The organism is Escherichia albertii (assembly GCF_028622335.1).
Taxonomy (GTDB): Bacteria; Pseudomonadota; Gammaproteobacteria; order Enterobacterales; family Enterobacteriaceae; genus Escherichia; species Escherichia albertii.
Map to the genome: position 1 here is coordinate 4,210,807 of NZ_CP117568.1, position 26,713 is coordinate 4,237,519.

Annotated in this window: 23 protein-coding genes; 11 read left to right on the forward strand and 12 right to left on the reverse strand. The window is 52.4% G+C overall.

All coding sequences use genetic code 11. The features are described 5' to 3' along the window. The first annotated feature begins 76 nt into the window (after positions 1-76). Together adk and hemH are read left to right on the forward strand one after the other, a co-directional pair. Positions 77-721, forward strand: a complete 645-nt coding sequence (gene adk, locus PS053_RS20295) for an adenylate kinase (protein ID WP_002430246.1) — start codon at positions 77-79, stop codon at positions 719-721. 131 nt (positions 722-852) lie between these two features. Beyond that, positions 853-1,815: a ferrochelatase gene (gene hemH / locus PS053_RS20300; RefSeq protein WP_059218727.1), complete on the forward strand. Its 963-nt coding sequence runs from the start codon at positions 853-855 to the stop codon at positions 1,813-1,815. Here hemH and aes read toward each other — a convergent pair. After that, positions 1,790-2,758: an acetyl esterase gene (gene aes, locus PS053_RS20305; RefSeq protein WP_256879045.1), complete on the reverse strand. Its 969-nt coding sequence runs from the start codon at positions 2,756-2,758 to the stop codon at positions 1,790-1,792. The two genes, hemH and aes, sit on opposite strands and share 26 nt — an antisense overlap. Positions 2,759-2,909: 151 nt before the next feature. Here aes and gsk point away from each other — a divergent pair, with 151 nt between their 5' ends. After that, positions 2,910-4,214 (forward strand): inosine/guanosine kinase, encoded by a 1,305-nt coding sequence (gene gsk, locus PS053_RS20310; RefSeq protein ID WP_137651459.1) that lies wholly within the window; start codon positions 2,910-2,912, stop codon positions 4,212-4,214. A 140-nt stretch (positions 4,215-4,354) separates the two neighbouring features. On the opposite strand, the gene ybaL is transcribed toward gsk, so the two are convergent. Both ybaL and fsr read right to left on the reverse strand, forming a co-directional pair. Beyond that, positions 4,355-6,031 (reverse strand): YbaL family putative K(+) efflux transporter, encoded by a 1,677-nt coding sequence (ybaL, locus tag PS053_RS20315; RefSeq protein ID WP_000546259.1) that lies wholly within the window; start codon positions 6,029-6,031, stop codon positions 4,355-4,357. A 238-nt stretch (positions 6,032-6,269) separates the two neighbouring features. Then, positions 6,270-7,475, reverse strand: coding sequence for a fosmidomycin MFS transporter (fsr, locus tag PS053_RS20320; protein WP_256879044.1), 1,206 nt, complete (start codon positions 7,473-7,475; stop codon positions 6,270-6,272). Positions 7,476-7,690: 215 nt separating this feature from the next. On the opposite strand from fsr, the gene ushA reads away from it, so the two are divergent. Further along, positions 7,691-9,343 (forward strand): bifunctional UDP-sugar hydrolase/5'-nucleotidase, encoded by a 1,653-nt coding sequence (gene ushA, locus PS053_RS20325; RefSeq protein WP_256879043.1) that lies wholly within the window; start codon positions 7,691-7,693, stop codon positions 9,341-9,343. A 36-nt stretch (positions 9,344-9,379) separates the two neighbouring features. On the opposite strand, the gene ybaK is transcribed toward ushA, so the two are convergent. The 3 genes from ybaK to copA all read right to left on the reverse strand — a co-directional run bounded on the left by ybaK (position 9,380) and on the right by copA (position 13,623). Further along, complete coding sequence (gene ybaK / locus PS053_RS20330) at positions 9,380-9,859, reverse strand: Cys-tRNA(Pro)/Cys-tRNA(Cys) deacylase YbaK (RefSeq protein ID WP_000186641.1); 480 nt, start codon at positions 9,857-9,859, stop codon at positions 9,380-9,382. Positions 9,860-10,061: 202 nt separating this feature from the next. Then, positions 10,062-10,856 (reverse strand): TraB/GumN family protein, encoded by a 795-nt coding sequence (locus tag PS053_RS20335; RefSeq protein ID WP_000365129.1) that lies wholly within the window; start codon positions 10,854-10,856, stop codon positions 10,062-10,064. A 265-nt stretch (positions 10,857-11,121) separates the two neighbouring features. Continuing rightward, the gene (copA, locus tag PS053_RS20340; RefSeq protein ID WP_000083926.1) at positions 11,122-13,623 is read right to left on the reverse strand and encodes a copper-exporting P-type ATPase CopA; all 2,502 of its coding nucleotides are present in this window, start codon (positions 13,621-13,623) and stop codon (positions 11,122-11,124) included. Between the two features lie 261 nt (positions 13,624-13,884). Between copA and glsA the strand changes: the two genes are divergently transcribed. The 3 genes from glsA to cueR all read left to right on the forward strand — a co-directional run bounded on the left by glsA (position 13,885) and on the right by cueR (position 16,700). Continuing rightward, on the forward strand, positions 13,885-14,817 hold the full coding sequence (glsA, locus tag PS053_RS20345; RefSeq protein WP_001278183.1) for a glutaminase A: 933 nt from the start codon (positions 13,885-13,887) through the stop codon (positions 14,815-14,817). Between the two features lie 2 nt (positions 14,818-14,819). Continuing rightward, positions 14,820-16,112, forward strand: a complete 1,293-nt coding sequence (locus PS053_RS20350; protein WP_024164630.1) for an APC family permease — start codon at positions 14,820-14,822, stop codon at positions 16,110-16,112. 180 nt (positions 16,113-16,292) lie between these two features. After that, entirely contained in the window at positions 16,293-16,700 is a 408-nt protein-coding gene (gene cueR, locus PS053_RS20355) for a Cu(I)-responsive transcriptional regulator (protein WP_001026756.1), read from the forward strand. On the opposite strand, the gene PS053_RS20360 is transcribed toward cueR, so the two are convergent. The 3 genes from PS053_RS20360 to PS053_RS20370 all read right to left on the reverse strand — a co-directional run bounded on the left by PS053_RS20360 (position 16,701) and on the right by PS053_RS20370 (position 19,399). Continuing rightward, positions 16,701-17,924 (reverse strand): hypothetical protein, encoded by a 1,224-nt coding sequence (locus tag PS053_RS20360; protein ID WP_256879042.1) that lies wholly within the window; start codon positions 17,922-17,924, stop codon positions 16,701-16,703. A 102-nt stretch (positions 17,925-18,026) separates the two neighbouring features. Then, entirely contained in the window at positions 18,027-18,485 is a 459-nt protein-coding gene (locus PS053_RS20365; protein WP_000571577.1) for an NfeD family protein, read from the reverse strand. Next, complete coding sequence (locus PS053_RS20370; protein ID WP_000904496.1) at positions 18,482-19,399, reverse strand: SPFH domain-containing protein; 918 nt, start codon at positions 19,397-19,399, stop codon at positions 18,482-18,484. Before PS053_RS20370 ends, PS053_RS20365 begins: the two co-directional genes overlap by 4 nt. A 145-nt stretch (positions 19,400-19,544) precedes the next feature. On the opposite strand from PS053_RS20370, the gene fetA reads away from it, so the two are divergent. Next, a complete protein-coding gene (gene fetA / locus PS053_RS20375; protein WP_001157568.1) occupies positions 19,545-20,222 on the forward strand; it encodes an iron efflux ABC transporter ATP-binding subunit FetA in 678 nt (225 codons plus the stop codon). Next, on the forward strand, positions 20,209-20,988 hold the full coding sequence (fetB, locus tag PS053_RS20380) for an iron efflux ABC transporter permease subunit FetB (RefSeq protein WP_059258961.1): 780 nt from the start codon (positions 20,209-20,211) through the stop codon (positions 20,986-20,988). Before fetA ends, fetB begins: the two co-directional genes overlap by 14 nt. A 175-nt stretch (positions 20,989-21,163) precedes the next feature. On the opposite strand, the gene cnoX is transcribed toward fetB, so the two are convergent. The 3 genes from cnoX to tesA are packed head-to-tail and all read right to left on the reverse strand — an operon-like array spanning position 21,164 to position 23,501. Beyond that, the gene (cnoX, locus tag PS053_RS20385; protein ID WP_010678580.1) at positions 21,164-22,018 is read right to left on the reverse strand and encodes a chaperedoxin; all 855 of its coding nucleotides are present in this window, start codon (positions 22,016-22,018) and stop codon (positions 21,164-21,166) included. Positions 22,019-22,078: 60 nt separating this feature from the next. Next, complete coding sequence (ybbO, locus tag PS053_RS20390; protein ID WP_256879041.1) at positions 22,079-22,888, reverse strand: NADP(+)-dependent aldehyde reductase; 810 nt, start codon at positions 22,886-22,888, stop codon at positions 22,079-22,081. Then, positions 22,878-23,501, reverse strand: a complete 624-nt coding sequence (tesA, locus tag PS053_RS20395; protein ID WP_002430239.1) for a multifunctional acyl-CoA thioesterase I/protease I/lysophospholipase L1 — start codon at positions 23,499-23,501, stop codon at positions 22,878-22,880. The genes ybbO and tesA overlap by 11 nt, the downstream gene beginning before the upstream one ends. Here tesA and ybbA point away from each other — a divergent pair. Then, positions 23,472-24,158, forward strand: a complete 687-nt coding sequence (ybbA, locus tag PS053_RS20400; protein WP_002430238.1) for a putative ABC transporter ATP-binding protein YbbA — start codon at positions 23,472-23,474, stop codon at positions 24,156-24,158. The genes tesA and ybbA overlap by 30 nt on opposite strands. Continuing rightward, positions 24,155-26,569, forward strand: coding sequence for a putative ABC transporter permease subunit YbbP (gene ybbP, locus PS053_RS20405; RefSeq protein ID WP_256879040.1), 2,415 nt, complete (start codon positions 24,155-24,157; stop codon positions 26,567-26,569). The genes ybbA and ybbP overlap by 4 nt, the downstream gene beginning before the upstream one ends. Positions 26,570-26,713 lie beyond the last annotated feature (144 nt).

The window sequence follows — 26,713 nt, forward strand, 5'->3', positions numbered from 1 at the left end:
TTGAGGCAATCGCCTGTTGGTGGTATCGTTTATCGCTTTTTCAAAAAATTCGACACATTTTAAGGGGATTTTCGCAATGCGTATCATTCTGCTTGGCGCTCCGGGCGCGGGGAAAGGGACTCAGGCTCAGTTCATCATGGAGAAATATGGTATTCCGCAAATCTCCACAGGTGATATGCTGCGTGCTGCGGTCAAATCTGGCTCCGAGCTGGGTAAACAAGCAAAAGACATTATGGACGCTGGCAAACTGGTTACCGATGAACTGGTGATCGCGCTGGTTAAAGAACGTATTGCTCAGGAAGACTGCCGTAACGGTTTCCTGCTTGACGGCTTCCCGCGTACTATTCCGCAGGCTGACGCGATGAAAGAAGCGGGCATCAATGTTGATTACGTTCTGGAGTTCGACGTACCGGACGAACTGATTGTTGATCGTATTGTTGGTCGCCGCGTTCACGCGCCATCTGGCCGTGTTTATCACGTTAAATTCAATCCGCCGAAAGTAGAAGGCAAAGACGACGTTACTGGTGAAGACCTGACTACCCGTAAAGACGATCAGGAAGAAACTGTACGTAAACGTCTGGTCGAATACCATCAGATGACGGCGCCGCTGATCGGCTACTACTCTAAAGAAGCGGAAGCGGGCAACACCAAATACGCGAAAGTTGATGGCACCAAACCGGTTGCTGAAGTTCGCGCAGCTCTGGAAAAAATTCTCGGCTAATCAAGTCGCAGCAGATCTGCTCTCGGGCAGGTCTGCTCATTCTCCTCAGGCAATACCTCTTACAGCAATTAGTTCTTCTTCTTCACTTTTCCGCTACAATTATCAACAAGTTGAATCGATAAGAGGCGGTAATGCGTCAAACTAAAACCGGTATCCTGCTGGTAAATCTGGGCACGCCCGATGCCCCCACTCCTGAAGCGGTAAAACGCTACCTGAAGCAATTTTTAAGCGACAGACGCGTGGTTGATACCTCACGGCTGTTGTGGTGGCCATTACTGCGTGGCGTGATTTTACCGCTGCGCTCGCCACGCGTAGCAAAACTGTATGCCTCTGTCTGGATGGAAGGTGGTTCGCCGCTGATGGTTTACAGTCGCCAGCAACAACAGGCGCTGGCAGAACGTTTACCGGAAATGCCGGTGGCGCTGGGCATGAGCTATGGTTCGCCATCGCTGGAAAGTGCCGTTGACGAACTGCTGGCAGAACATGTTGATCATATTGTGGTGCTGCCGCTCTACCCGCAATATTCCTGCTCAACGGTTGGCGCAGTGTGGGATGAACTGGCACGCATTCTGGCGCGCAAGCGTAGCATTCCGGGGATTTCGTTTATTCGCGATTATGCTGATAACCCCGATTATATTAATGCCTTAGCGAATAGCGTTCGCGCCTCTTTCGCTAAACATGGCGAGCCGGATCTGCTGCTGCTCTCCTATCATGGAATTCCACAGCGTTATGCGGATGAAGGCGATGATTACCCGCAACGTTGCCGCATAACAACTCGTGAACTCGCTTCTGCACTGGGGCTGGCGCCGGAAAAAGTGATGATGACGTTCCAGTCACGTTTCGGACGCGAACCCTGGCTGATGCCTTATACCGACGAAACGCTGAAAATGCTCGGAGAAAAAGGCGTAAGCCATATTCAGATAATGTGCCCCGGATTTGCTGCGGATTGTCTGGAAACACTGGAAGAGATTGCTGAGCAAAACCGTGAGGTCTTCCTCGGTGCTGGCGGAAAAAAATACGAATATATTCCGGCGCTTAATGCCACACCGGAACATATCGAAATGATGGCTAATCTTGTTGCAGCTTATCGCTAAAGAATCGAGCGCCGTCGCGCAGAGCCTCGTCGGCGGTTTTCATCATCCGTGAATAATGCAAAAAGGCGTGCAGCGTACCGGAGTAGAGCTTGAACTCACAAGGTTGCTGGTGCGCCGCTAACGTCTGGTAAAGCAGACGGCTGTCATCCAGCAGCGGATCGAACTCTGCGCCAGCGATATAGCAGGGCGGCACATCACGTGTGAGATCATTGTTAAACAGGCAGTAATACGGCGACTCACGGTCTGCTTTGTTGCTTAAATACGCTTCTTCATACATCTGCAAATCCTGTTGCGTTAAGCCATCCCAGTCACCGCCCAACAGGCGACGGGTCACGGAATCCTGCAACCCATAAAGTCCATACCACAGTAAAACACCAGCAATCTTACCGCAATCGATCTGCTTATCACGCAGCCACAAAGCGCTGGCGAGCGCCAGCATCGCGCCAGCAGAATCACCGGCAAAGCCAATGCGTGACATATTGATTTGATAATCGTCCGCCTGCTGGTGGAAATGGCAACAGGCGGCCACAATTTCCTCTATCGCCTGCGGAAAACGTGCTTCTGGCGAAAGGGTATAATCAACACCAATTACCGTACATTGGGTATAGTTTGCCAGCAGCCGCATAATGCGATTGTGGGTATCGAGGTTGCCGAGAATAAACCCGCCGCCATGAAGATAAAACAGCGTCGCCGGGCTATTCGGGTTCGGACAAAATAACAGCGTCTCCACCCGACCATATTTTGTCGGAACCGCGTAAGCTCTGGTTTCCATTTCTGGAGCGTCGGCATTCCAGAATCGCCGCTCAAGCGTGTAATGTTGACGTTGCTCGGCAATCGTTCCCGTTGCGGGCCAGGGCGGTAAATCTGGCTGAATCGTATTAACAACGGCCTTCATTTCAGTAGATATCAGTTCCAGCACGGGGAATTTGTTTTCCGTCTTCATTGAAAAACTCCTTTCAAATGACGCCATTGTAAGGAACCACTGCCATGAAAATGCGATCCCGTCTGCTGATATTGAAACTGCCCGTGCCTCGCGCGCTCAGGCATGATTGTGTTAATATTCGCCGCTCAGTTAACCACCCTTAAAAATAATCATGAAATTTCCCGGTAAACGTAAATCCAAACATTACTTCCCTGTAAACGCACGCGATCCGCTGCTTCAGCAATTCCAGCCAGAAAAAGAAACCAGCGCTGCCTGGGTCGTAGGTATCGACCAGACGCTGGTGGATATTGAAGCGAAAGTGGATGATGAATTCATTGAGCGTTATGGATTAAGTGCCGGGCATTCACTGGTAATTGAAGATGATGTAGCCGAAGCGCTTTATCAGGAGCTGAAACAGAAAAAACTGATTACCCATCAGTTTGCGGGCGGCACTATTGGTAACACCATGCACAACTACTCCGTGCTGGCGGATGACCGCTCCGTATTGCTGGGCGTAATGTGCAGCAATATTGAAATTGGTAGCTATGCCTATCGTTACCTGTGCAACACGTCCAGCCGTACTGACCTTAACTATTTACAAGGTGTGGATGGGCCGATTGGTCGCTGTTTTACGCTGATTGGTGAGTCGGGCGAGCGTACCTTTGCTATCAGCCCAGGACATATGAACCAGTTACGGGCGGAGAGCATTCCTGAAGATGTCATTGCCGGAGCGTCGGCGCTGGTATTAACGTCCTATCTGGTGCGCTGTAAACCGGGTGAACCGATGCCGGAAGCGACCATGAAAGCCATTGAGTACGCGAAGAAATATAACGTACCGGTGGTGCTGACGTTGGGAACTAAATTCGTCATCGCTGAGAATCCACAGTGGTGGCAGGAGTTCCTCAAAGAACACGTTTCCATCCTTGCGATGAACGAAGATGAAGCCGAAGCATTGACTGGAGAGAGCGATCCGCTGCTGGCCTCTGACAAGGCGCTGGACTGGGTGGATCTGGTACTGTGCACCGCTGGGCCAATTGGCTTATATATGGCGGGCTTTACGGAAGACGAAGCAAAACGCAAAACCCAGCATCCACTGCTGCCGGGCGCTATCGCGGAATTTAACCAGTATGAGTTTAGCCGCGCCATGCGCCATAAAGATTGCCAGAATCCGCTGCGCGTCTACTCTCATATTGCGCCGTATATGGGCGGACCAGAAAAAATCATGAACACCAACGGGGCCGGAGACGGGGCACTGGCGGCGCTGTTGCATGACATTACCGCCAACAGTTATCACCGTAGCAACGTACCAAACTCCAGTAAGCATAAATTCACCTGGTTGACATACTCGTCGTTAGCGCAGGTGTGTAAATATGCCAACCGCGTCAGTTATCAGGTGCTTAACCAGCATTCGCCACGCTTAACGCGCGGGCTGCCGGAGCGTGAAGACAGCCTGGAAGAATCTTACTGGGATCGTTAAGTTGTTGGATGCAACCAAATCGCACCCGTAGGCCGGATAAGATGCGCCAGCATCGCATCCGGCAATGCGGTTTATCCAATCAAGTACCCGTAGGCCGGATAAGATGCGTCAGCATCGCATCCGGCAATGATATCAATGTATTACCCCGTCACCACTTCACCCGCCGGTGGCGTTTCCAGCAGCTCCAGCATCGTACGGGCAATTTCTCGCTCACCCATTACTACCTGATTCGCCCCACGTTCGGTAATATACGCCACTTCATCGTCATAATGGGCGCGGGCAATAATCTCAATATCCGGGTTTTTCGCGCGGGCAGAGGCCACAATCTCGCCCGCTTCGTAACCGTTTGGAATGGTCAGAATCAGCCATTTCGCGCATTCCAGATGCGCCAGGTGCATGATCTCTTCGTTCGCTGCGTTACCTAATACGGCGCGAACGCCGCGCTCACGCAATTCATCGACGCGGGTGCGTGACGTTTCAATCACCACCAGTGGAATATCAGACGCGAGCAATTTTTCTCCCAGCAGACTGCCCACCCGACCGTAGCCGACCAGCAGTGCGTGGTTGCAAATATCCACCGGAATTTGTTTCTCTTCTTCGATAGCTTCTTCCAGAGTCTGTTCTTCCAGCGTTTCAGTCTTCGCCAGATATTTCTCCAGCAAAGCAAACAGTACCGGGTTGAGCATAATCGACAAAATTGCGCCTGCCAGCACCAGGTTTTGCCCGGATTGCGGCAGCAGATTCAGCGCCATCCCCAGTCCCGCCAGAATAAAGGCGAACTCACCAATTTGCGCCAGACTGGCGGCAATGGTTAATGCCGTACGCTGAGAGTGACCAAATAACCGGACGAGGAAAAACGCCGCCACTGACTTACCAAATAAAATAATGGCCAGTGTTGCCAGCACGGCCAGCGGTTGCTGAATAAGAATTAACGGATCAAACAACATGCCGACGGAGACAAAGAACAACACCGCAAATGCATCACGCAACGGCAGCGTATCGTGGGCGGCACGGTGGCTCAGTTCAGACTCGTTCAACACCATCCCGGCAAAGAACGCACCGAGCGCAAAGGAGACGTCAAACAACTCTACCGCGCCAAAAGCAATCCCTAATGCCAGCGCCAGCACTGACAGGGTAAACAGCTCGCGTGATCCGGTTGCTGCGCTACGCGCCATGATCCACGGCACCAAGCGGCGACCTACCAGCATCATAATGGCGATAAATGCGACTACCTTGCCGATGGTAATCCCCATATCGACCGCCAGCGTAGCAAAGCCCACATCGCCTTGTTCCATCATTCCGGCTACCGCTGGTAGCAATACCAGCGTCAGGACCATCACCAGGTCTTCTACAATCAACCAGCCAATGGCGATTTGTCCACGCTGGCTATCTATTAATTGCCGTTCTTCAAGTGCGCGCAGTAACACCACGGTACTGGCGGTAGAAAGACACAAACCGAACACGATACCGGTCATCAGTGACCAGCCCAGCACGCTGGAGAGCGCCATACCCAGCAACGTCGCCACGGCTATCTGGGCGATGGCGCCGGGAATGGCGATGGACTTTACTGCCATCAAATCCTTGAGTGAAAAATGCAGACCAACGCCGAACATCAGCAAAATGACGCCCAGCTCTGCCAGTTCAGGTGCCAGTTTAGTATCGGCAACAAAGCCCGGAGTAAACGGTCCTGCCAGCACGCCCGCTAACAGATATCCCACCAGAGGAGAAATACGCAGTTTATTGGCCAGCATGCCGAGGATAAAGGCGAGCACAAGGCCGCCAACAATGGTGGTAATAAGCGGGGTGGCGTGATGCATTCCGTCTCCTTTTCCTGGTGATTGTTGTCCATTTTTGGCCGGGAAAACCAAAATTACAGATGATAGTTTATGACAATTTCATTGTTGATGTTTATGAATAATTCTTGAATTTTGCAGAAAAATGGAATTAACCGCAAAAAAAGACACGGATCGAAAAAGGGATGAGGTGTATGAAGAGGAAAGGCTTATGGCGACAGGAAAGAGATGCGGTCAAAGTTAACCTCTGACCGCAAGAAAATCAGGCTTTATGTCGGTTATCAGGTAAGAATATGGTCAACATCCCAAGAAGTGGCAGGAAAGCACATATTTTATAAACTAATTCAATACTGGTATGGTCGGCAATAAGCCCCAGGACTGCGGCGCCAAGCCCTCCCATGCCAAAGGCAAAACCGAAAAATAGCCCGGAAACCATACCGATACGTCCCGGAAGCAGTTCCTGGGCGTAGACCAGGATGGCGGAAAATGCCGATGCGAGGATAAATCCAATTATTACCGTTAAAATTCCCGTCCAGTGCAGGCTGGCGTAAGGTAAAACCAAAGTAAACGGCGCTACGCCGAGGATAGAGCCCCAAATGACATATTTTCTACCAATCTTATCGCCTACAGGCCCGCCAATCACGGTTCCTGCTGCAACGGCAAATAGAAAGGCAAACAGATGAAGCTGGGCATTCTGGATAGATAATTCAAATTTTTGCATCAGATAAAAGGTGTAATAGCTACTGATGCTCGCCATATAGAAATATTTCGAGAAAATCAGTACCAGCAGTACGCAAACAGCCAGTACGACCTTATTACGTGGCAGTGGATTGCTTATTGCTGCTTTCGGTTTTCCTTTACTCATCCGATGTTGTGCGGAGTACCAGCGGCTGATTTGCGCCAACACCACAATAGCCAGTAGCGCTGCCAGCACAAACCATGCCACGTTGCCTTTGCCATAAGGTGCGATGATCACCGCTGCCAGCAATGGCCCCAACGAACTGCCAAAGTTTCCGCCTACCTGGAAGATTGATTGCGCCAGACCATGACGCCCACCGGAGGCCATGCGCGCCACGCGGGAAGATTCCGGGTGAAAGACTGACGAACCGGTACCGACCAGCGCCGCGGCGAGCAAAACAGTAGCAAAACTACCTGCCAACGCCAGCAGTACCAGCCCGCTTAAGGTGAAGCACATGCCAATTGGCAACGACCACGGCATCGGATATTTATCGGTCCAGTAGCCGACCACTGGTTGCAATAGCGATGATGCAAGCTGGAAGGTGAGAGTAATCATCCCTATCTGCATAAACGTCAGGGAAAACTCTGACTGGAGCAGCGGATAAATCGCCAGAATCAGCGATTGGATCATATCGTTCAGAAGATGCGAGAGGCTGATAGCCCCTAAAATGCCAAACGACGTGCGAGGTTTGACGGCCGACGCAGGCTGGGTTTGTTCACTCATTGCCATAGGAAAGTCACTTTTTCAGGGTTGCGATGTAAAGAATAATCTGAGTTGTAATTATTACCCGACTAACATACCTGTATGCATAGCTTGAAGGAAGTCTCAATTTTGAAAACAGAAACGGCATTCTATTTTCGGATTTATCACCACCGAATACAGATTTGTCTATTATATCGCGTCATACTCATTTCAAACGTTGATATCTGGTCAGGGAGATAAGAATGAAATTGTTGCAACAGAGCGTGGCATTAGCTCTATTGACCACATTGGCACTGGCGAGTGGAAGTGCTCAAGCTTATGAGCAGGATAAAACTTATAAAGTTACTATTCTGCACACCAACGACCATCATGGTCACTTCTGGCGTAACGAATACGGTGAATATGGCCTGGCGGCGCAAAAAACGCTGGTGGATGGGATCCGCAAAGAGGTTGCGGCTGAAGGCGGCAGTGTGCTGTTACTTTCCGGCGGCGATATTAATACTGGTGTGCCGGAATCCGATTTACAGGATGCCGAACCCGATTTTCGCGGTATGAATCTGGTGGGTTATGATGCGATGGCGATCGGCAATCATGAATTTGATAACCCGCTCACCGTATTACGCCAGCAGGAAAAGTGGGCGAAGTTTCCACTGCTTTCCGCCAATATCTATCAAAAAAGTACTGGCGAGCGCCTGTTTAAACCCTGGGCGCTGTTTAAACGTCAGGATCTGAAAATAGCTGTTATTGGGCTGACAACCGATGACACGGCAAAAATCGGCAATCAGGCATATCTCTCGGATATTGAGTTTCGCAAACCTGCCGACGAAGCCAGACTGGTGATTCAGGAACTGCAACAGACAGAAAAGCCAGACATTATTATCGCTGCGACCCATATGGGGCATTACGATAATGGCGATCATGGTTCTAACGCGCCAGGTGATGTGGAGATGGCGCGTAGCTTGCCCGCCGGATCGCTGGCAATGATTGTTGGCGGACATTCGCAAGATCCCGTCTGTATGGCGGCGGAAAATAAAAAGCAGGTGGATTACGTTCCAGGTACGCTATGTAAACCGGATCAACAAAACGGCATCTGGATTGTACAGGCGCACGAATGGGGCAAGTATGTTGGCCGGGCCGATTTTGAGTTTCGCAATGGCGAAATGAAAATGGTCAATTACCAGCTAATTCCGGTAAACCTGAAGAAGAAAGTGACCTGGGAAGACGGAAAAAGCGAACGCGTGCTTTATACCCCAGAAATCGCTGAGAACCAGCAAATGATTTCACTGCTGTCGCCGTTCCAGAGTAAAGGTAAAGCGCAACTGGAGGTGAAGATTGGCGAAGTCAATGGTCGTCTGGAAGGTGACCGTGATAAGGTCCGTTTTGTGCAGACCAATATGGGGCGGTTAATTCTGGCAGCACAAATGGATCGCACCGGAGCAGACTTTGCCGTGATGAACGGCGGCGGGATTCGCGACTCCATTGATGCGGGCGATATCAGCTATAAAAGTGTGCTGAAAGTGCAGCCGTTCGGCAATATAGTGGTGTATGCCGATATGACGGGTAAAGAGGTGATTGATTACCTGACTGCCGTCGCGCAGATGAAGCCCGACTCCGGCGCCTATCCGCAGTTTGCCAATGTTAGCTTTGTGGCGAAAGACGGTAAACTTAACGATCTGAAAATCAAAGGTGAACCCGTCGATCCGGCGAAAACTTACCGTATGGCGACGTTAAACTTCGGTGCCTCCGGCGGTGATGGTTATCCGCGTCTTGATAACAAACCCGGTTATGTGAATACCGGTTTTATTGATGCGGAAGTGCTGAAAGCGTATATCCAGAAAAACTCGCCGCTGGATGTCAATGCCTACGAGCCGAAAGGCGAGGTAAGCTGGCAGTAATGTGCAAGTGCCGGATATTTTCATCCGGCAAAGCACTTAATCACGGCGTGCAATATCGGCAAACTTAGCATCCAGAATCTTTGCCAGATCGCTTGCCGCCAGCTCAATATCCAGTCCTCGTTTGCCACCAGAGACATAAATGGTGGCAAACTCTTGTGCGGGGGCATCAATCAACGTAGGCAGGCGTTTTTTCTGCCCCAACGGGCTAATTCCTCCAACCAGATATCCCGTCGAACGTTGCGCCACCATCGGATCGGCCATTTCCACTTTTTTGGCGCCCAACGCCTTTGCGACCTTTTTAAGGTCCAGTTGACCTGCGACCGGCGTTACTGCGACGGCCAGGTGTTTCATATCGCCATTCACCGCGACCAGCAGTGTTTTGTAGACTTGATCCGAATTCAAACCTAATTTTTTGACCACTTCATCGCCAAAATTGGTTTCCGCCGGATCGTGTTCGTAGGTATGAATCTGAAAAGAAATCTTGTTTTTTTCGAGTAATTTAACAGCGGGTGTCATCGTAATTTTCCTGCCTCAAACAAAAAACGGAGCAAGCATACGCCGGATTGCGGCCCAAAAAAAAGTGTCATCTTGTCTAAGAGTATTGGCAGGATGGAGAGATTGAGCGACAATCGACTTACACCGTCGCTTAAAATGACGGCATAATAATAAAAATATGAAATTCCTCTTTGACGGGCCAATAGCGATATTGGCCATTTTTTTAGCGCAGCATTTGCGGCAAATTCCCTTCTCCATACAGATGTAGCGCACCAACCGCGACCATATAGCGCCCCGGTGGCATGGTGCGTAATTTATCCCGCCAGGCGAGATTTCGCTGGTGCATCAATACGTCGTACAGTGACTGGCTGAAAGTATTGGGCAGCGTTATTTCATGATTTTGCGGCGGCGCATTCAGCCACCAGCTCATCATTTGTTGCAGCAGACGCGCGTTGGTATGCCAGTGAGTCAGGGTATCGTCCAGCAACGCCAGCCCTTGATCGGGTAACTGGAGCAATAGCGCAATCTGGCTTTCTGCTCCTTCCAGCTCTATTACAGGTTTATGTTCCTGCTTCGCTGCCTGTAATAGTTGGTAATCAATGCCATATTCAGCCCGTAACCCTAATTTTTGCGCCTGAGTCGCCTGGAGAACCATCGCAATTTGCCACAGCGGTTGGGTAGAAAATAGCGACGGAGAAATGCCCATTTCCTGGCTAATGTGATGCAGGCTTTGCAGTTGCGTTTCGCTGATGCGCTCTTCCAGCGCCTCGCAGGCAGGCAAATTGGCAAACGGTGTATCGCAGGTGGAGACATCCGCCTCAACAATTAACGCATCAGCATTTTTCAGCTTTTTAAGCAGGCGAGGAGGCAGTGGAGCCATATCGCGGCTACCCATATGAATACTGCCAATCAGATGAAAATGGCGATTGCCGGGAAGAGAGATATCGATGGCAGGCCAGGAGTAATGATTACCACGCAGCGCGGCCCACAGTGTTTTTACCCGGTACAACAGATCCATACGACCTCCCTTTGTGAAATATCATGCTAGCGCGCAGGGAGGGAGGGCGCAAATGGAGTTAGGGACTTGTTCAGTGGTCGCTTAAATGTTGTCGAAAAATTGCTATTGCTTTGAAACGAAAGAGCACCATTGCCTGATGCAACGCCGACGCGCCTTATCAGCTGTGCCCGAACCGTAGGCCGGATAAGGCGTTTACGCCGCATCCGGCAGTCGTGCGGCGATGCCAGATGCGCCACTCTAAAGCAGCGCATCCGCAATGACCGACTTATTCCTTCGGTTTAAACCGCAGCAATCGGTTGGCGTTACTCACTACGGTAATCGACGAGAGCGCCATTGCCGCGCCGGCAACCACCGGGTTAAGCAGCGTTCCGGTGAACGGCCACAAAATACCGGCAGCGACCGGAATGCCAATGCTGTTATAGATAAACGCGCCGAGCAGGTTCTGCTTCATATTGCGCAGCGTTGCACGGGAAATGGCTAACGCATCCGCAACACCCATCAGGCTATGGCGCATCAGGGTTATCGCCGCAGTCTCAATGGCAACATCGCTACCGCCGCCCATCGCAATACCAACATCCGCCTGGGCCAGCGCTGGCGCGTCGTTAATGCCATCGCCCACCATCGCCACCTGACGTCCCTGACTTTGCAGACGTTTAATCGCTTCGGCTTTACCGTCTGGCAATACACCGGCAATCACTTCATCAATACCGGCTTCTTTGGCGATAGCATTGGCGGTGGTTGGATTATCCCCGGTTAACATCACCAGACGATATCCCGCTTTATGCAGACGTTGCAGCGCCGCCACGCTGTCGCTACGCAAGGGATCGCGCACTGCTAACAGGGCTACCGCTTGACCGTCGACAGCCAGCAACACGGGGGTTGCGCCTTGCGACGCCTGGGCAGAAATATCGGCTTCAATCGCTTTGGTGTCCACTTGCTGGTCATTTAACAGCGCCTGATTACCCAGTAGCAGCGTATGGCCTTCAGCTTCGCCGCTCACACCCAGGCCGCGCAATGTGCGGAAACCGTTGACCTGCGGCAATGTCATGTCGCTCGCTTTATCGAGGATCGCTCGCGCCAGCGGATGGCTGGAACCTTGCTCCAGCGCTGCCGCCAGACGTAGCGCCTGCGTTTCGTCAAAACCGGCGAAAGTTTTCACCGCAACAACCTGCGGTTTCCCTTCAGTCAGCGTCCCGGTTTTATCGAACACGACAGTATCCAGCGTACTGGCGCGTTGCAGTGCGTCGGCATCACGTACCAGCACGCCAAACTCCGCCGCACGACCAACGCCGGAAATAATTGACATCGGCGTTGCCAACCCCAACGCACACGGACAAGCGATGATCAATACCGTCGTGGCGACAACCAGGGTATAGACAATCTGCGGCGCCGGGCCGAAGAAGTACCAGATCGCCGCGCTGATCAGCGCAATCAACACGACCACTGGTACAAACACGGCAGAAATTTTATCCGCCAGTTGACCGATTTCCGGTTTACTACTTTGGGCCTGGCGCACCATGCGAATTATGCGTGCCAGAGTGGTATGGCTGCCGACTGCGCTGGCGCGAAACAGCACGCTGCCGTCCTGTACTACCGTCCCGGCGTGAACGCTATCGCCTTCGCTTTTTTGCAGTGGGATAGGTTCGCCCGTCAGCATGGCTTCATCCAGCCATGCTTCACCCTGAGTGATCTCGCCGTCTACCGGCACACGATCACCCGTCGTCAGGCGCAGTAGCATACCCGGCTGCACTTCCACCAGCGGTACGTTCTTTTCACCGTCATCAGTAACCAGGCGCGCTGTCGGCGGAGTTAAATCGAGTAATTTTTCCAGCGCTTTTGATGAGCGCTGACGCGCGCGCGCTTCCAGCATATGGCCGAGGTTAATCAGACCAATAATCATCGTGCTGGCTTCGTAATAAAGATGCCGCGCCTCCATCGGGAACCACTGCGGCCACAGGTTGACGCTCATCGAATAGAGCCACGCGACCCCGGTCCCCAGCGCCACCAGCGTATCCATCGTCGCCGTGCCGTTCAGCAAGCTTTTCCACGCGCTACGATAAAAATGGCCGCCCGCGAGAACCATTACCGCCAGGGTTATCAGGCCGATAACCAGCCACAGACTGCGGTTGTCGGCGGTGACCATCATATTATCGCCGATCATTCCCCAGACCATCACCGGGATACCCACCGCCAGGGCAACGATAGCCTGCCAGCGGAAACGCTTCATTGTCGCGATGGCGGTCTCCTGCTGACGTTCGCGGCGTTTGGCATCATCTTCAATTGCTTCCGCGCCGTAGCCTGCTTTCTCAACCGCCTGAACCAAATCTTGTGGGGAGGCGCTGCCCATCACCAGCGCAGTGCGCTCCGCCAGGTTTACCCGTGCCTGGGTGACGCCCGGTACGCTTTGCAGTGCGTTTTGCACTCGGGTGACACAGCTGGCGCAGCTCATGCCGCTCAGCAGCAACTGCTGACTATCATCCTCGGCGGTCGCTGCCGGAAGCTCATCAGAAACCGCTGCCAGTGCTTCCGACGGGATTGATGACTCCGCCAGCGGTTTAGCCTTTGGGTGGCTTACAGATGCGTCATAACCCGCTTGCTTGATGGTTTCGATAAGTTGTTCGGCGCTGGCCGTGCCGGTAACGTGCGCTTCAGTGATTGACACATCAGCCTGCTCAACGTCCGGGCGTTGTTCGAGACTTTCTTTCACGCGTTTAACGCAGTGACCGCAAGACAGGCCGTCTAGCGTCAGGTCGATAGTTTGAGACATAGTTCACTCCTTTTAGACAGTTTTTACTGACCGTGATAAAGGGTAAACCTTCCAGCAAGGGGAAGGTCAAGAAATTATTTCTCAATGAAATAATATGTTGGCAAGAATTAAAAAATTGGCTCAATTTGCATCATGATTAGATATTTAATTCTTTATTTTCCTGTAGTTAGGGTGCTGATGCTAAGTTAAATCATGATGCCTTGAAATCGGCATCGGGGTGAGAAATAACCTCCCGCATCTATAAAAAGGAGTTAGCGAAAGATGTCAGATGCAAAAAAACTACAGCAGGCAGTGGATCAGGCATACACCCTGTATCACACGTTTGGCGGCGGGCAAAACGCAGACTACATCCCCTTCCTGGCAAATGTTCCCAGCCAACTGGCGGGAGTGGCTATTGTCACCTGTGAGGGCGATGTCTATTGCGCAGGTGACAGCGATTACCGTTTCGCGCTGGAGTCCATTTCCAAAGTCTGTACCTTAGCCCTGGCGCTAGAAGATGTCGGTCCACAGGCGGTGCAGGACAAAGTTGGCGCTGATCCCACCGGGCTTCCCTTTAACTCAGTTATTGCCCTGGAACTGCATGGCGGCAAACCGTTGTCGCCGCTGGTCAATGCAGGGGCAATCGCCACGACCAGCCTGATCAAAGCTGATAATGCCGAGCAGCGCTGGCAGCGAATTTTGACTATTCAGCAACAACTTGCCAGCAGCCAGATAACGCTCTCTGACGAAGTGAATCAGTCAGAGCAGACGACCAACTTTCACAACCGTGCGATTGCCTGGCTGCTTTACTCCGCCGGATATCTCTATTGTGATGCGATGGAAGCCTGTGACATCTACACCCGTCAGTGCTCCACGCTCATCAATACCGTTGAGCTGGCGACGCTTGGCGCAACGCTGGCGGCGGGCGGCGTGAACCCGATAAGCAAAAAACGCGTTCTTCAGGCTGACAATGTGCCGTACATCCTGGCCGAAATGATGATGGAAGGGCTGTATGGTCGCTCCGGCGACTGGGCGTATCGCGTTGGTTTGCCTGGAAAAAGCGGCGTTGGTGGCGGTATTCTGGCGGTAGTTCCTGGTGTGATGGGGATTGCCGCGTTCTCACCACCGCTGGATGAAGAGGGCAACAGCGTACGCGGACAAAAAATGGTGGCATCGGTCGCTAAACAACTCGGCTATAACGTGTTTAAGGGCTGATCATAATGAGCATGGAAGGGAGTAACGATAGCAAACCTCTTGGTCTATGGAACGTGGTTTCCATTGGTATCGGGGCGATGGTGGGGGCAGGGATTTTTGCGCTGCTGGGGCAGGCAGCGTTATTAATGGAAACGTCGACATGGGTTGCGTTTGCCTTCGGCGGTATTGTGGCGATGTTTTCTGGCTATGCTTATGCGCGTCTTGGCGCCCATTACCCAAGTAATGGCGGAATCATCGACTTTTTTCGCCGGGGGTTAGGCAACGGCATTTTTTCGTTGGCGCTATCGTTACTTTACCTGATGACGCTGGCAGTCAGTATTGCGATGGTCGCGCGCGCATTTGGCGCTTATGCTGTGCAGTTTTTGCATGAAGGCAGCCAGGATGAGCATCTTGTTTTGCTGTATGCGTTGGCGATTATTGCGCTAATGACCCTGTTCAACTCCTTAAGCAACCATGCGGTAGGGCGACTGGAAGTGATTCTCGTCGCCATTAAAATGATGATTCTGTTACTGCTGATTGTTGCGGGCGTCTGGTCGCTACAACCGGCGCACATTTCTCTCTCTCCGGCACCCAGCTCCGGCGCGTTCTTCTCCTGTATCGGCATTACCTTCCTCGCCTATGCGGGCTTTGGCATGATGGCGAATGCAGCGGATAAAGTGAATGATCCGGCGGTTATTATGCCGCGGGCATTTCTGGTGGCGATTGGCATTACCTCTCTGCTCTATATCGCCCTGGCTCTTGTGCTGCTTAACGACGTTTCAGCATTAGAGTTAGAAAAATATGCTGATACAGCGGTGGCGCAAGCCGCTTCACCGTTGCTCGGGCATATCGGCTACGTGATTGTCGTTATCGGCGCGTTACTGGCGACAGCATCAGCGATTAACGCCAATTTGTTTGCCGTGTTCAATATCATGGACAACATGGGCAGCGAGCGCGAGTTGCCGAAAGTGTTGAATAAATCCCTGTGGCGGCAGAGCACCTGGGGCAACATCATTGTTGTGGCATTGATCATGCTGATGACGGCAGCGCTTAATTTAGGTTCACTGGCCAGCGTCGCCAGCGCCACCTTTTTGATCTGCTACCTCGCAGTATTTGTGGTGGCGATTCGCTTGCGACATGACATCCACGCTTCGTTGTCGATCCTCGTCATTGGTATGCTGGTCATGCTACTGGTCATCATTGGTTTTATTTACAGCTTGTGGTCCCAGGGCAGCAGTGCGTTGATGTGGATTATTGGCACACTATTACTAAGTTTTATTGTGGCAATGGTAATGAAACGGAATAAAACGGCATAACCCTTTCTGTGCGCAGCGTGTACCAGTACTGCGCTTTCGAGAATTCTCTCCTGCTTTGGTACAGCATTTTAAATCCGAAACTTGTCGTACCCCGCGAGTAGTGTCAGACTAATTCAGCAATATCATGTTGAATTATCTGTTTAGATCGCCCAACAAATTACAGGAGGCGTTGCGCGAACGATGAACATTAGCGATGTGGCGAAAAAAACGGGACTGACTGCTAAAGCGATTCGTTTCTATGAAGAGAAAGGGCTGGTCACACCGCCGCTGCGTGGTGAAAACGGTTATCGCACTTACACGCAGCAGCACCTCAACGAACTGACTTTACTGCGCCAGGCGCGGCAGGTGGGGTTTAACCTGGAAGAGAGCGGTGAACTGGTTAATCTGTTTAACGACCCGCAGCGCCATAGTGCTGACGTGAAACGGCGTACGCTGGAAAAAGTGGCGGAGATCGAGCGACATATCGAAGAACTGCAATCTATGCGCAATAAGCTTCTGACGCTGGCGAATGCCTGCCCCGGCGATGACAGCGCCGCCTGCCCGATTATCGAAAATCTCTCCGGCTGTTGTCATCATAAGGCGGGGTGATTAAGGCTTACGGAAATAGTCGTCCATTATTTTCGTCAGTTCCGGGCGTTCGCCGTCATCGTTGATGGCGAAATCGAGAAAAAAGGCATCGGCTTGCGGCGTTCGGTGTTGCGCCATCAACCGGAAGGCGAGGGCGCGATGTCGGGCATACGCTGACTCATGCGTAATAAAACGGGCAAAATTAATAAACAAATTGTAATCCTGATAAAAAAGCGCCTGTAAAATGACTTCAGGTAACTCGTCGCTTGCCAATCCTTCGTTGATCATTCGCGTTATGTTTGCTTTGCTCAAATTTCCGGCTTCAACAATTCGCCTGGCTTGATCCAGTGAAGGGTAACGGCTGACACTTTGCTCCAGTTCTTCGGGCCAGTTTTGGTATGTGTGGATGTGCTTATCAGGGCCGAAACTCTCCCATGAGCCGGGCGGTAATGTTTTCCACTCAGTGAGTTTGGGAACGTGGCACAGCAGCTCTGTTTTATGCAGACATTCCCCGCCCGGAAATACCAGTGTTTGCTGCTCCTCATTAAAACGGGTCGCAGTGCTGATAACCAGTGTTTTCAGTGGACGCCCTTCCAGCGCGGCGGCAGTGGCTTTATGGTGCCCGTCGAGCAGAACGCAGAGATAGGAATCAGTAAGATACCAGGCCAGAGCGCGGGCATCAGGTTTATCGCGATAAAACGTCGCCCGCTCTGGATTAAAATGTGATGGCGGCTGACCGGGAAGAAGAAAACAGGGAGCAGTATCACTGAAATAGCCATATTCAGGAGCCCAGACGGCAACGGTTGCCGGGTTACTGGAACTATGGTCCGTTGCCGCCCAAAAGAAATGCCCATTGCCATCCGTCGGGTAAAGCTCACGATCCTCCAGCAGATAATAGCCATCAGCCAGGCATGAGAACAGCGGCGTCAGCGCGGCAAAAGCGTCCGCCATGCCAGACCACGGGCGATTCCAGTTTTCGAGGGCAGATAAAAACTGTGCGGCACCCTGTTCATCATCCGCAAAACCGCTGTAGACAAATTCCGCGCAGGTGGGGCAGCCAGTCTCGGACCAGAAACGTATCAATGGGACATCTTGCCAGCAGAGTGAATGAATAAGACCGTAAGAGTGCGGTTTGTGGATCACACACCGTCGAAGAAATCCTTTTCCAGATCTCACCGAAAAAATGACGCCAGCAGGAGTTTGTTTTAACAGACGGACTTCAGGTTTTCGAAAGAGGGGAAACATAGCCATTCCTTAGCCGAAAATAGAGGGCAACATGCCGGATGCGGTGCGAGCGCCTTATCCGGCCTACGGTTTGGTACAGATTTCCAGGTGTGATAAGACGCATCAGGCGATGACCGCACGGATAATCAACGTTATCCCTTCTATCGCAATCACCTCAACATGCGTACCCGCGGCTAAATCCTCGCTGGCGCTGACTGGCCATGAGCTGTCGCCGACGCGCATATGACCGCGCCCGTTGACTAACGGCGATTCCAGCACAAATCGTCTACCGATCAATTGTTGCCCGCGCTGGTTTAAATGACTATCGCTGTGCTTTTGTTCGCGTACTCGCCGCGACAACCATTTCCACCACAGCCAGGCGGCGAGCAACGTCAGAATGGCAAACATCGCCCCTTGCCACTCCCAACCCAGCGGTAGCAGCCAGACTACCAGGCCGGTAATGACCGCCGCCACGCCGCTCCACAACAAATAACCGTTACCGCCCAGCATCTCGGCAGCCAGCAGCAAACCGCCGAGACTAAGCCAGAAAATATGCGGATGAACGACCATTAACTCAATCATGGTTTAGTCCGTTTATTGGCGCTGTCTTTCACCAGTTCGGCAATCCCGGCAATCGACCCCATCAGGCTGCTGGCCTCTAATGGCATCATCACCACTTTGCTGTTGCTGGAGGAACCGATCTGCTGCAACGCTTCGGTATATTTCTGCGCCACAAAGTAGTTCACCGCCTGAATATCACCAGAGGCGATGGCTTCCGATACCATTTTGGTGGCGCGGGCTTCTGCTTCGGCGGAACGTTCACGCGCTTCAGCCTGTAAAAATGCCGACTGTCGTTCACCTTCCGCTTTCAGGATCTGTGACTGTTTTTCACCTTCCGCTTTGAGGATTTCCGCCTGACGAATCCCTTCTGCTTCAAGGATGTAAGCTCGCTTGGTACGTTCCGCTTTCATCTGCGCGTTCATTGAAGAGATGAGCTCTGCGGGCGGGCGTACATCACGGATTTCGATACGGGTGACTTTTATCCCCCACGGGTTAGTGGCTTCATCAACAATATGCAGCAGACGCGAGTTAATGCTGTCGCGCTGGGAGAGCATTTCGTCCAGCTCCATCGAACCCAGAACGGTACGGATGTTGGTCATGGTCAGGTTGATGATTGCCAGTTCCAGATTACTGACCTCATAAGCGGCGCGCGGAGCATCAATCACCTGAATAAAACAGACCGCGTCGATAGTGACGTTGGCGTTATCTTTCGAGATGACTTCCTGGGATGGAATGTCGAGCACTTGCTCCATCATATTGATCTTGCGGCCAATGCGATCCATAAACGGCACCACCAGACTCAGCCCCGGCTGTAATGTTTTGGTATAGCGGCCAAAACGTTCTACCGTCCACTGATAGCCCTGCGGCACGATTTTGACGCCTGCGCCGACAATCACCAGCGCGACAAAAATAAGAATCGGGATAAAGATAAGCATCGGAAAAACCTCCTGTTGTACCGTCCATAATGAGCAAAATTGCTGCTTGATTAAACAAATTATACCCGATTACTGAAAGAGAGTTCCCCCTTATTCCTGCGGAGGATAAACTGTTTCTATTAAAAATGAGAAAAAGGGATGAGCGATGCAGGAAAATACTCCTTTGCTTCAGCTACAAAACGTAGGATATCTGGCCGGTGATACGAAAATTCTCAACAACATCAGTTTTTTATTGCGTGCTGGTGAATTTAAGTTAATTACCGGCCCTTCGGGATGTGGAAAAAGTACGTTGCTGAAAATTGTCGCGTCATTAATCAGTCCCGGCGAGGGAACGATTTTGTTCGAAGGGGAAGATATCACGACCCTGAAGCCAGAAGTGTACCGCCAGCACGTTTCTTATTGTGCACAGACCCCTGCGCTGTTTGGCGACACGGTATACGATAACCTGATCTTTCCCTGGCAGATCCGTAATCAACAGCCTGACCCGGCTATTTTTCTCGATTTTCTCGAACGCTTTGCGCTGCCGGATACGATTTTACAGAAAAATATCGCTGAACTTTCTGGTGGTGAAAAACAGCGTATCTCGTTGATTCGTAACCTCCAGTTTCTGCCAAAGGTATTATTGCTGGATGAAATTACCAGTGCGCTGGATGAAAACAACAAACGCAATGTGAATGAGATGATTCATCACTATGTTCGTGAGAAAAATATCGCCGTATTGTGGGTGACTCACGATAAAGACGAAATTAATCATGCGGATAAGGTGATTACGCTGCAACCGCATGCCGGAGAAATGCAGGAAGCACGCTATGAACTCGCATAATATTACTAATGAATCATTGGCACTGGCATTAATGCTGGTGGTGGTGGCGATTTTAATTAGCCATAAAGAAAAACTGGCGCTGGAGAAAGATATTTTCTGGAGCGTCGGGCGGGCAATTATTCAACTGATTATTGTTGGCTATGTACTGAAATATATATTCAGTGTTGATGATGCCAGTCTGACATTATTGATGGTGTTATTTATCTGCTTTAATGCGGCATGGAATGCGCAAAAACGCAGTAAATATATTGCTAAAGCTTTTATCTCATCGTTTATTGCCATTACGGTAGGGGCGGGAATTACCCTGGCGGTGCTGATTCTCTCGGGGTCGATTGAGTTTATTCCGATGCAGGTGATCCCAATCGCCGGGATGATAGCCGGTAACGCGATGGTGGCGGTCGGGCTGTGTTATAACAATCTCGGTCAGCGCTTTATCAGCGAGCAACAACAGATTCAGGAAAAATTGAGCCTGGGCGCGACGCCGAAACAGGCGTCTGCAATATTGATTCGTGACAGTATCCGTGCGGCATTAATTCCGACTGTCGATTCAGCAAAGACTGTTGGTTTGGTGAGTTTGCCGGGAATGATGTCGGGGCTGATATTTGCCGGGATTGATCCGGTAAAGGCGATTAAATATCAGATTATGGTGACCTTTATGCTGCTCTCCACCGCCAGCCTGTCGACCATTATTGCCTGCTATTTAACCTATCGTAAGTTTTATAACTCGCGCCACCAGTTGGTGGTGACGCAATTGAAGAATAAATAATGCGATGCCTGATGCGACGCTGGCGCGTCTTATCATGCCTACAAACCTGTGCCTGAACGGTAGGCCGGATAAGGCGTTGACGCCGCATCCGGCGGTTATGTGCAGATGCCTGATGCGACGCTGGCGCGTCTTATCATGTCTACAAACCTACACAGCATCGCATCTCAACGGAAAATCAGTACAACAACGCATACAGCTGGCGGCGATACTTCGACGCCAGCGCATCACCGGTCCCCAGCGCAGCGAGGATCTCCTGGAAGGTTTTACGTGTCTGACCGTCTGCGGCAGTTAAATCTTTACGCAGATGCCCAAACAGCAACTCCAGCGCCTCTTCATTGCGCCCAACCTGATGCAGTTGCAGCGCCAGTTGCGTCGCCAGTGCGGCATCTTCTGGATTCTCCGCTACCTGCTGTTGCAGCTGTTGAATTTCCGGCGTATCTGCCGCTTGCTTTAGCAGTTCGATTTGCGCCACCAGTCCCTGATAGCGGGTGTCCTGATCCTGTAACGGAATGGTTTTCAGCACGGCTTCTGCATCTTCAGAACGGTTCAGGGCAATCAGTGTTTCTGCCAGCAGCAGGCCGATCTCCCCGCTCTGATTTGACAACTGCCAGGCTTCTTTCAGCAGCGGCAGGGCGTCGGTGTAGTTTTCTTCCTGCATCAGTTGCATTGCCTGCTGTGCTTTCAGTTCTTCTTCGCGGGGCAGCACTTTATCCAGCAGGGCGCGGATCGCTTCTTCCGGTTGCGGCCCCTGGAAACCGTCTACCGGTTGCCCGTTCTGGAACAGATACACGGTCGGAATCGCACGCAAACCAAACTGGGCGGCAATCATCTGCTCCGCGTCGCAGTCCAGCTTTGCCAGAATAAATTGCCCGTTGTACTGCGCCGCGAGGCTTTCCAGAATTGGCGTTAATTGCAAACAGTGCTGGCTACGTTCAGACCAAAAATAGAACAGCACTGGCGTGGTCATCGACTGTTCAAGAACCTGTTGCAGGTTAGATTCGTTAATGTTGACAATATTTTCTACGGACATGGAGTCGCTCTCTGTTGTCGATATTTTCTTTGACATGGGGGCTTAAGCGCGCGCTTCAACTCACCCCTGCAATATTTTGTCCATCACGCGCCCCGGCAGCAGGCGCTTAAGCACCATTACCGCCCAGGTCACCAGCGTCACCGGATAGCGCATCCTCGGCCTCTCGCTAATAAAAGCATGGCGCACTTTATCGACCACTGCTTCTGGCCCCAGCGTAAAGCGGGCGGCGATGCCGGGATTTTCGACTGGTTTATCACTTTGCGTCTGGTTGACGTTGTCGGTGAAGCGAGTACGAATGGGACCGGGCTCAATCAGGCTGACTTTAATTCCGCTGTGGCGCAGTTCCATGCGCAGTGCGTCTGACCACGCCTCCAGCGCATATTTACTGGCTGCATAAGCACCGCGACCCGGCGTGGAGATTAATCCCATCACCGATGAGGTCATCACAATACGCCCTTCACCGTGCGGCAACATAGTGGGTAACAGGCGCATGGTGAGCTGGTGTGCGCCAAAAAAGTTGGCGGAAAACTGCTGTTCCATCTGCGCGCGGCTGATGGTGGAAAGGGGACCATACACGCCGAATCCGGCATTGTTAAAGATCCCATACAGACAATTATCGGTCAGGGCGATCACTTCGTCGGCTGCGCGATCAACGCTTTCTGGTGAATCCAGATCGATCAACACACCGGTGAATCCCATGCTGTTCATGCGCGCAACATCATCCGCTTTCCGACAACCTGCCAGCACATGAAAACCCTGGCGTTTTAATTCGAGCGCGCTTTCCAGACCAATTCCACTGGAACATCCGGTAATTAAGACCGATTTTTGCATAACTTTACCTGTCAGGATCTCCGTTGCTTTATGAGTCATGATTTACTAAAGGCTGCAACTGTTTCGCCATCCAGTCGGCAATAAACGGCTGGGCGTCGCGGTTGGGATGAATACCGTCATCCTGCATCCATTGTGGTTTGAGGTAGACCTCTTCCATAAAAAAGGGCAGTAGCGGAATGTCGAACTCTTTGGCGAGCTTTGGATAAATAGCACTAAAGGCTTCATTATAACGGCGACCATAGTTTGCCGGCAGACGTATTTGCATTAACAATGGTTCTGCGTTGGCGGCTTTGACATCCTGCAAAATCTGGCGCAGCGTCTGCTCTGTTTGCTGCGGCTGAAAGCCTCGCAAACCGTCATTGCCGCCCAGTTCTACCAGCACCCAGCGTGGTTGATGCTGTTTCAGCAAAGCCGGAAGGCGCGCCAGCCCTTGTTGTGAGGTGTCGCCGCTGATGCTGGCATTAACGACCGACGTTTTACTCTGCCACTTATCATTCAATAAGGCAGGCCAGGCCGCGCTGGCTGACATTCGATACCCGGCGCTCAGGCTATCACCCAGAATCAACAACGTGTCCGCTGCGGCGGCGCGGAAGGTTAACAGGACCAGAAACAGGAAGGGCAAATGCCAGCGGAAAACATTGTTGAAGTTCATCATCTTAAGAAGTCCGTCGGTCAGGGGGAGCATGAACTCTCCATCCTCACCGGAGTTGAGCTGGTTGTCAAACGTGGCGAGACCATCGCACTGGTGGGCGAGTCGGGATCGGGTAAGTCAACCTTGCTGGCGATCCTCGCCGGGCTGGATGACGGCAGCAGTGGCGAAGTGAGTCTGGTGGGACAACCGCTACATAATATGGACGAAGAAGCGCGGGCAACGTTACGTGCGAAGCACGTAGGCTTTGTTTTTCAGTCATTTATGTTAATTCCTACCCTTAACGCGCTGGAAAACGTCGAGCTTCCGGCGCTGCTGCGCGGTGAGAGTAGCCTGGAAAGCCGTAACGGGGCGAAAGCGTTGCTCGAACAGTTAGGGCTGGGTAAACGTCTTGATCATCTTCCGGCACAGCTTTCTGGCGGCGAACAGCAACGGGTGGCGCTGGCGCGAGCCTTTAATGGTCGACCTGATGTGCTGTTTGCCGACGAACCCACCGGCAACCTTGACCGCCAGACGGGCGATAAAATTGCCGATCTGCTTTTTTCCCTCAACCGTGAGCATGGCACCACGTTGATTATGGTGACCCATGACCTGCAACTGGCGGCGCGCTGCGACCGCTGCTTACGGTTGGTGAACGGGCAGTTGCAGGAGGAAGCATGATTGCACGTTGGTTCTGGCGTGAATGGCGCTCTCCGTCACTATTAATTGTCTGGCTGGCGCTAAGCCTGGCGGTGGCCTGCGTGCTGGCGCTGGGCAATATCAGCGATCGCATGGAGAAAGGTTTAAGCCAGCAAAGCCGTGAGTTTATGGCGGGCGATAGGGCGTTGCGCAGTTCACGTGAAGTACCGCAAGCGTGGCTGGAGGAAGCGCAAAAGCGCGGCCTGAAAGTCGGCAAACAGCTGACTTTTGCCACTATGACTTTTGCGGGCGACACGCCGCAACTGGCGAGCGTCAAGGCGGTGGATGATATCTACCCGATGTATGGCGATCTGCAAACCAATCCCTCAGGCCTGAAACCACAGGCGGGAAGCGTTCTGCTGGCGCCACGACTGATGGCATTGCTTAACCTGAAAATCGGCGACACCATCGACGTGGGCGATGTCACGCTACGGATTGCCGGAGAAGTGATTCAGGAGCCGGACTCGGGTTTTAACCCCTTCCAGATAGCCCCTCGCCTGATGATGAATCTGGCAGATGTCGACAAAACCGGAGCCGTGCAGCCGGGAAGTCGGGTCACCTGGCGCTATAAATTCGGCGGTACGGCAAACCAGCTTGATGGTTATGAACGATGGTTGCTACCGCAACTCACGGCAGAACAACGCTGGTATGGTCTGGAACAAGATGACGGCGCGCTGGGGCGATCGATGGAACGCTCGCAACAATTCCTGCTGCTTTCGGCACTGCTAACCTTACTGCTGGCTGTGGCGGCGGTGGCAGTGGCAATGAATCATTACTGTCGAAGCCGTTACGACCTGGTGGCGATCCTCAAAACGCTGGGGGCAGGGCGAGCGCAACTGCGTAAGTTGATTGTCGGTCAGTGGTTGATGGTGTTGGTGCTTTCAGCCGTTACTGGCGGGGCGATAGGCCTGTTGTTCGAAAACGTGTTGATGGTGCTGCTCAAGCCCGTTCTGCCTGCGGCACTACCGCCTGCCAGCCTCTGGCCGTGGTTATGGGCGCTCGGCACCATGACGGTTATCTCGCTGCTGGTGGGACTTCGACCGTACCGCCTGTTGCTGGCAACGCAGCCTTTACGCGTATTACGTAACGATGTGGTAGCCAACGTCTGGCCGCTGAAGTTTTATCTGCCGATTGTCAGTGTGGTGGTTGTGCTGCTGCTCGCCGGACTGATGGGCGGCAGTATGCTGCTGTGGGCGGTGCTGGCGGGTGCGGTGGTGCTGGCTTTGCTGTGCGGCGTGCTGGGCTGGATGCTGCTGAATGTATTGCGCAGCATGACGCTTAAATCGCTACCTCTGCGCCTGGCGGTCAGTCGCCTGTTGCGCCAGCCGTGGGCGACGTTAAGCCAGCTTTCAGCCTTTTCGCTCTCCTTTATGCTGCTGGCACTGCTGTTGGTGTTGCGTGGCGATCTGCTTGACCGCTGGCAACAACAACTGCCGCCAGAAAGCCCGAACTACTTTTTAATCAACATCGCTACGGAACAGGTCACACCGCTAAAAACGTTCCTGGGTGAGCACCAGGTCGCCCCCGAGACATTTTATCCGGTGGTGCGGGCACGTCTGACGGCGATTAACGGCAAGCCGACTGAAGGCAATGAGGATGAGGCGCTCAACCGCGAACTCAACCTCACCTGGCAAAATACGCGGCCCGATCATAACCCGATCGTCGCTGGTAACTGGCCGCCAAAAGCGGATGAAGTATCGATGGAAGAGGGGCTGGCGAAACGCTTAAACGTTGCCCTCGGCGATACCGTGACTTTTATGGGCGATACCCAGGAGTTTCGTGCCAGGGTGACCAGCCTGCGCAAAGTAGACTGGGAAAGTTTGCGGCCTAATTTCTATTTTATTTTCCCAGAAGGGGCGCTCGATGGGCAGCCGCAAAGCTGGCTTACCAGTTTCCACTGGGAGAACGACAACGGCATGTTGACGCAACTTAACCGCCAGTTCCCGACCATTAGTCTGTTAGACATTGGCGCGATCTTAAAACAGGTTGGTCAGGTGCTGGAGCAGGTAAGTCGGGCGCTGGAAGTGATGGTGGTGCTGGTGACGGCCTGCGGTATGTTGTTGTTGCTGGCACAGGTGCAGGTGGGAATGCGTCAGCGCCACCAGGAGCTGGTGGTGTGGCGCACTCTCGGCGCGGGCAAAAAACTGCTGCGCACGACATTGTGGTGTGAGTTTGCCATGCTTGGGTTTGTTTCTGGTCTGGTGGCCGCAATTGGCGCGGAAACGGCGCTGGCGGTATTGCAGGCGAAAGTGTTTGATTTCCCGTGGGAGCCAGACTGGCGATTGTGGATTGTGCTGCCGTGCAGCGGTGCGCTGCTTCTTTCCTTGTGCGGAGGCTGGCTGGGCGCACGACTGGTTAAGGGGAAGGCGCTGTTCAGGCAGTTTGCGGGGTGATGACAGGCGTCAGATTGCCTGATGCGCTACGCTTATCAGGCCTACAAAGATCGTGCAATATATTGAGTTTTCGAGATTTTGTAGGCCGGATAAGGCGTACACGCCGCATCCGGCAGTTGTGCGCAGATGCCTGATGCGACGCAG

What these genes read in the sequence shown, in the direction of transcription:
- adk (WP_002430246.1), top strand. Translation starts at nt 77, where the DNA reads ATGCGTATCATTCTGCTTGGCGCTCCGGGCGCGGGGAAAGGGACTCAG.
- hemH (WP_059218727.1), top strand. Translation starts at nt 853, where the DNA reads ATGCGTCAAACTAAAACCGGTATCCTGCTGGTAAATCTGGGCACGCCC.
- aes (WP_256879045.1), bottom strand. Translation starts at nt 2,758, where the DNA reads ATGAAGACGGAAAACAAATTCCCCGTGCTGGAACTGATATCTACTGAA.
- gsk (WP_137651459.1), top strand. Translation starts at nt 2,910, where the DNA reads ATGAAATTTCCCGGTAAACGTAAATCCAAACATTACTTCCCTGTAAAC.
- ybaL (WP_000546259.1), bottom strand. Translation starts at nt 6,031, where the DNA reads ATGCATCACGCCACCCCGCTTATTACCACCATTGTTGGCGGCCTTGTG.
- fsr (WP_256879044.1), bottom strand. Translation starts at nt 7,475, where the DNA reads ATGGCAATGAGTGAACAAACCCAGCCTGCGTCGGCCGTCAAACCTCGC.
- ushA (WP_256879043.1), top strand. Translation starts at nt 7,691, where the DNA reads ATGAAATTGTTGCAACAGAGCGTGGCATTAGCTCTATTGACCACATTG.
- ybaK (WP_000186641.1), bottom strand. Translation starts at nt 9,859, where the DNA reads ATGACACCCGCTGTTAAATTACTCGAAAAAAACAAGATTTCTTTTCAG.
- PS053_RS20335 (WP_000365129.1), bottom strand. Translation starts at nt 10,856, where the DNA reads ATGGATCTGTTGTACCGGGTAAAAACACTGTGGGCCGCGCTGCGTGGT.
- copA (WP_000083926.1), bottom strand. Translation starts at nt 13,623, where the DNA reads ATGTCTCAAACTATCGACCTGACGCTAGACGGCCTGTCTTGCGGTCAC.
- glsA (WP_001278183.1), top strand. Translation starts at nt 13,885, where the DNA reads ATGTCAGATGCAAAAAAACTACAGCAGGCAGTGGATCAGGCATACACC.
- cueR (WP_001026756.1), top strand. Translation starts at nt 16,293, where the DNA reads ATGAACATTAGCGATGTGGCGAAAAAAACGGGACTGACTGCTAAAGCG.
- PS053_RS20360 (WP_256879042.1), bottom strand. Translation starts at nt 17,924, where the DNA reads ATGTTTCCCCTCTTTCGAAAACCTGAAGTCCGTCTGTTAAAACAAACT.
- PS053_RS20365 (WP_000571577.1), bottom strand. Translation starts at nt 18,485, where the DNA reads ATGATTGAGTTAATGGTCGTTCATCCGCATATTTTCTGGCTTAGTCTC.
- PS053_RS20370 (WP_000904496.1), bottom strand. Translation starts at nt 19,399, where the DNA reads ATGCTTATCTTTATCCCGATTCTTATTTTTGTCGCGCTGGTGATTGTC.
- fetA (WP_001157568.1), top strand. Translation starts at nt 19,545, where the DNA reads ATGCAGGAAAATACTCCTTTGCTTCAGCTACAAAACGTAGGATATCTG.
- fetB (WP_059258961.1), top strand. Translation starts at nt 20,209, where the DNA reads ATGAACTCGCATAATATTACTAATGAATCATTGGCACTGGCATTAATG.
- cnoX (WP_010678580.1), bottom strand. Translation starts at nt 22,018, where the DNA reads ATGTCCGTAGAAAATATTGTCAACATTAACGAATCTAACCTGCAACAG.
- ybbO (WP_256879041.1), bottom strand. Translation starts at nt 22,888, where the DNA reads ATGACTCATAAAGCAACGGAGATCCTGACAGGTAAAGTTATGCAAAAA.
- ybbA (WP_002430238.1), top strand. Translation starts at nt 23,472, where the DNA reads ATGCCAGCGGAAAACATTGTTGAAGTTCATCATCTTAAGAAGTCCGTC.
- tesA (WP_002430239.1), bottom strand. Translation starts at nt 23,501, where the DNA reads ATGAACTTCAACAATGTTTTCCGCTGGCATTTGCCCTTCCTGTTTCTG.
- ybbP (WP_256879040.1), top strand. Translation starts at nt 24,155, where the DNA reads ATGATTGCACGTTGGTTCTGGCGTGAATGGCGCTCTCCGTCACTATTA.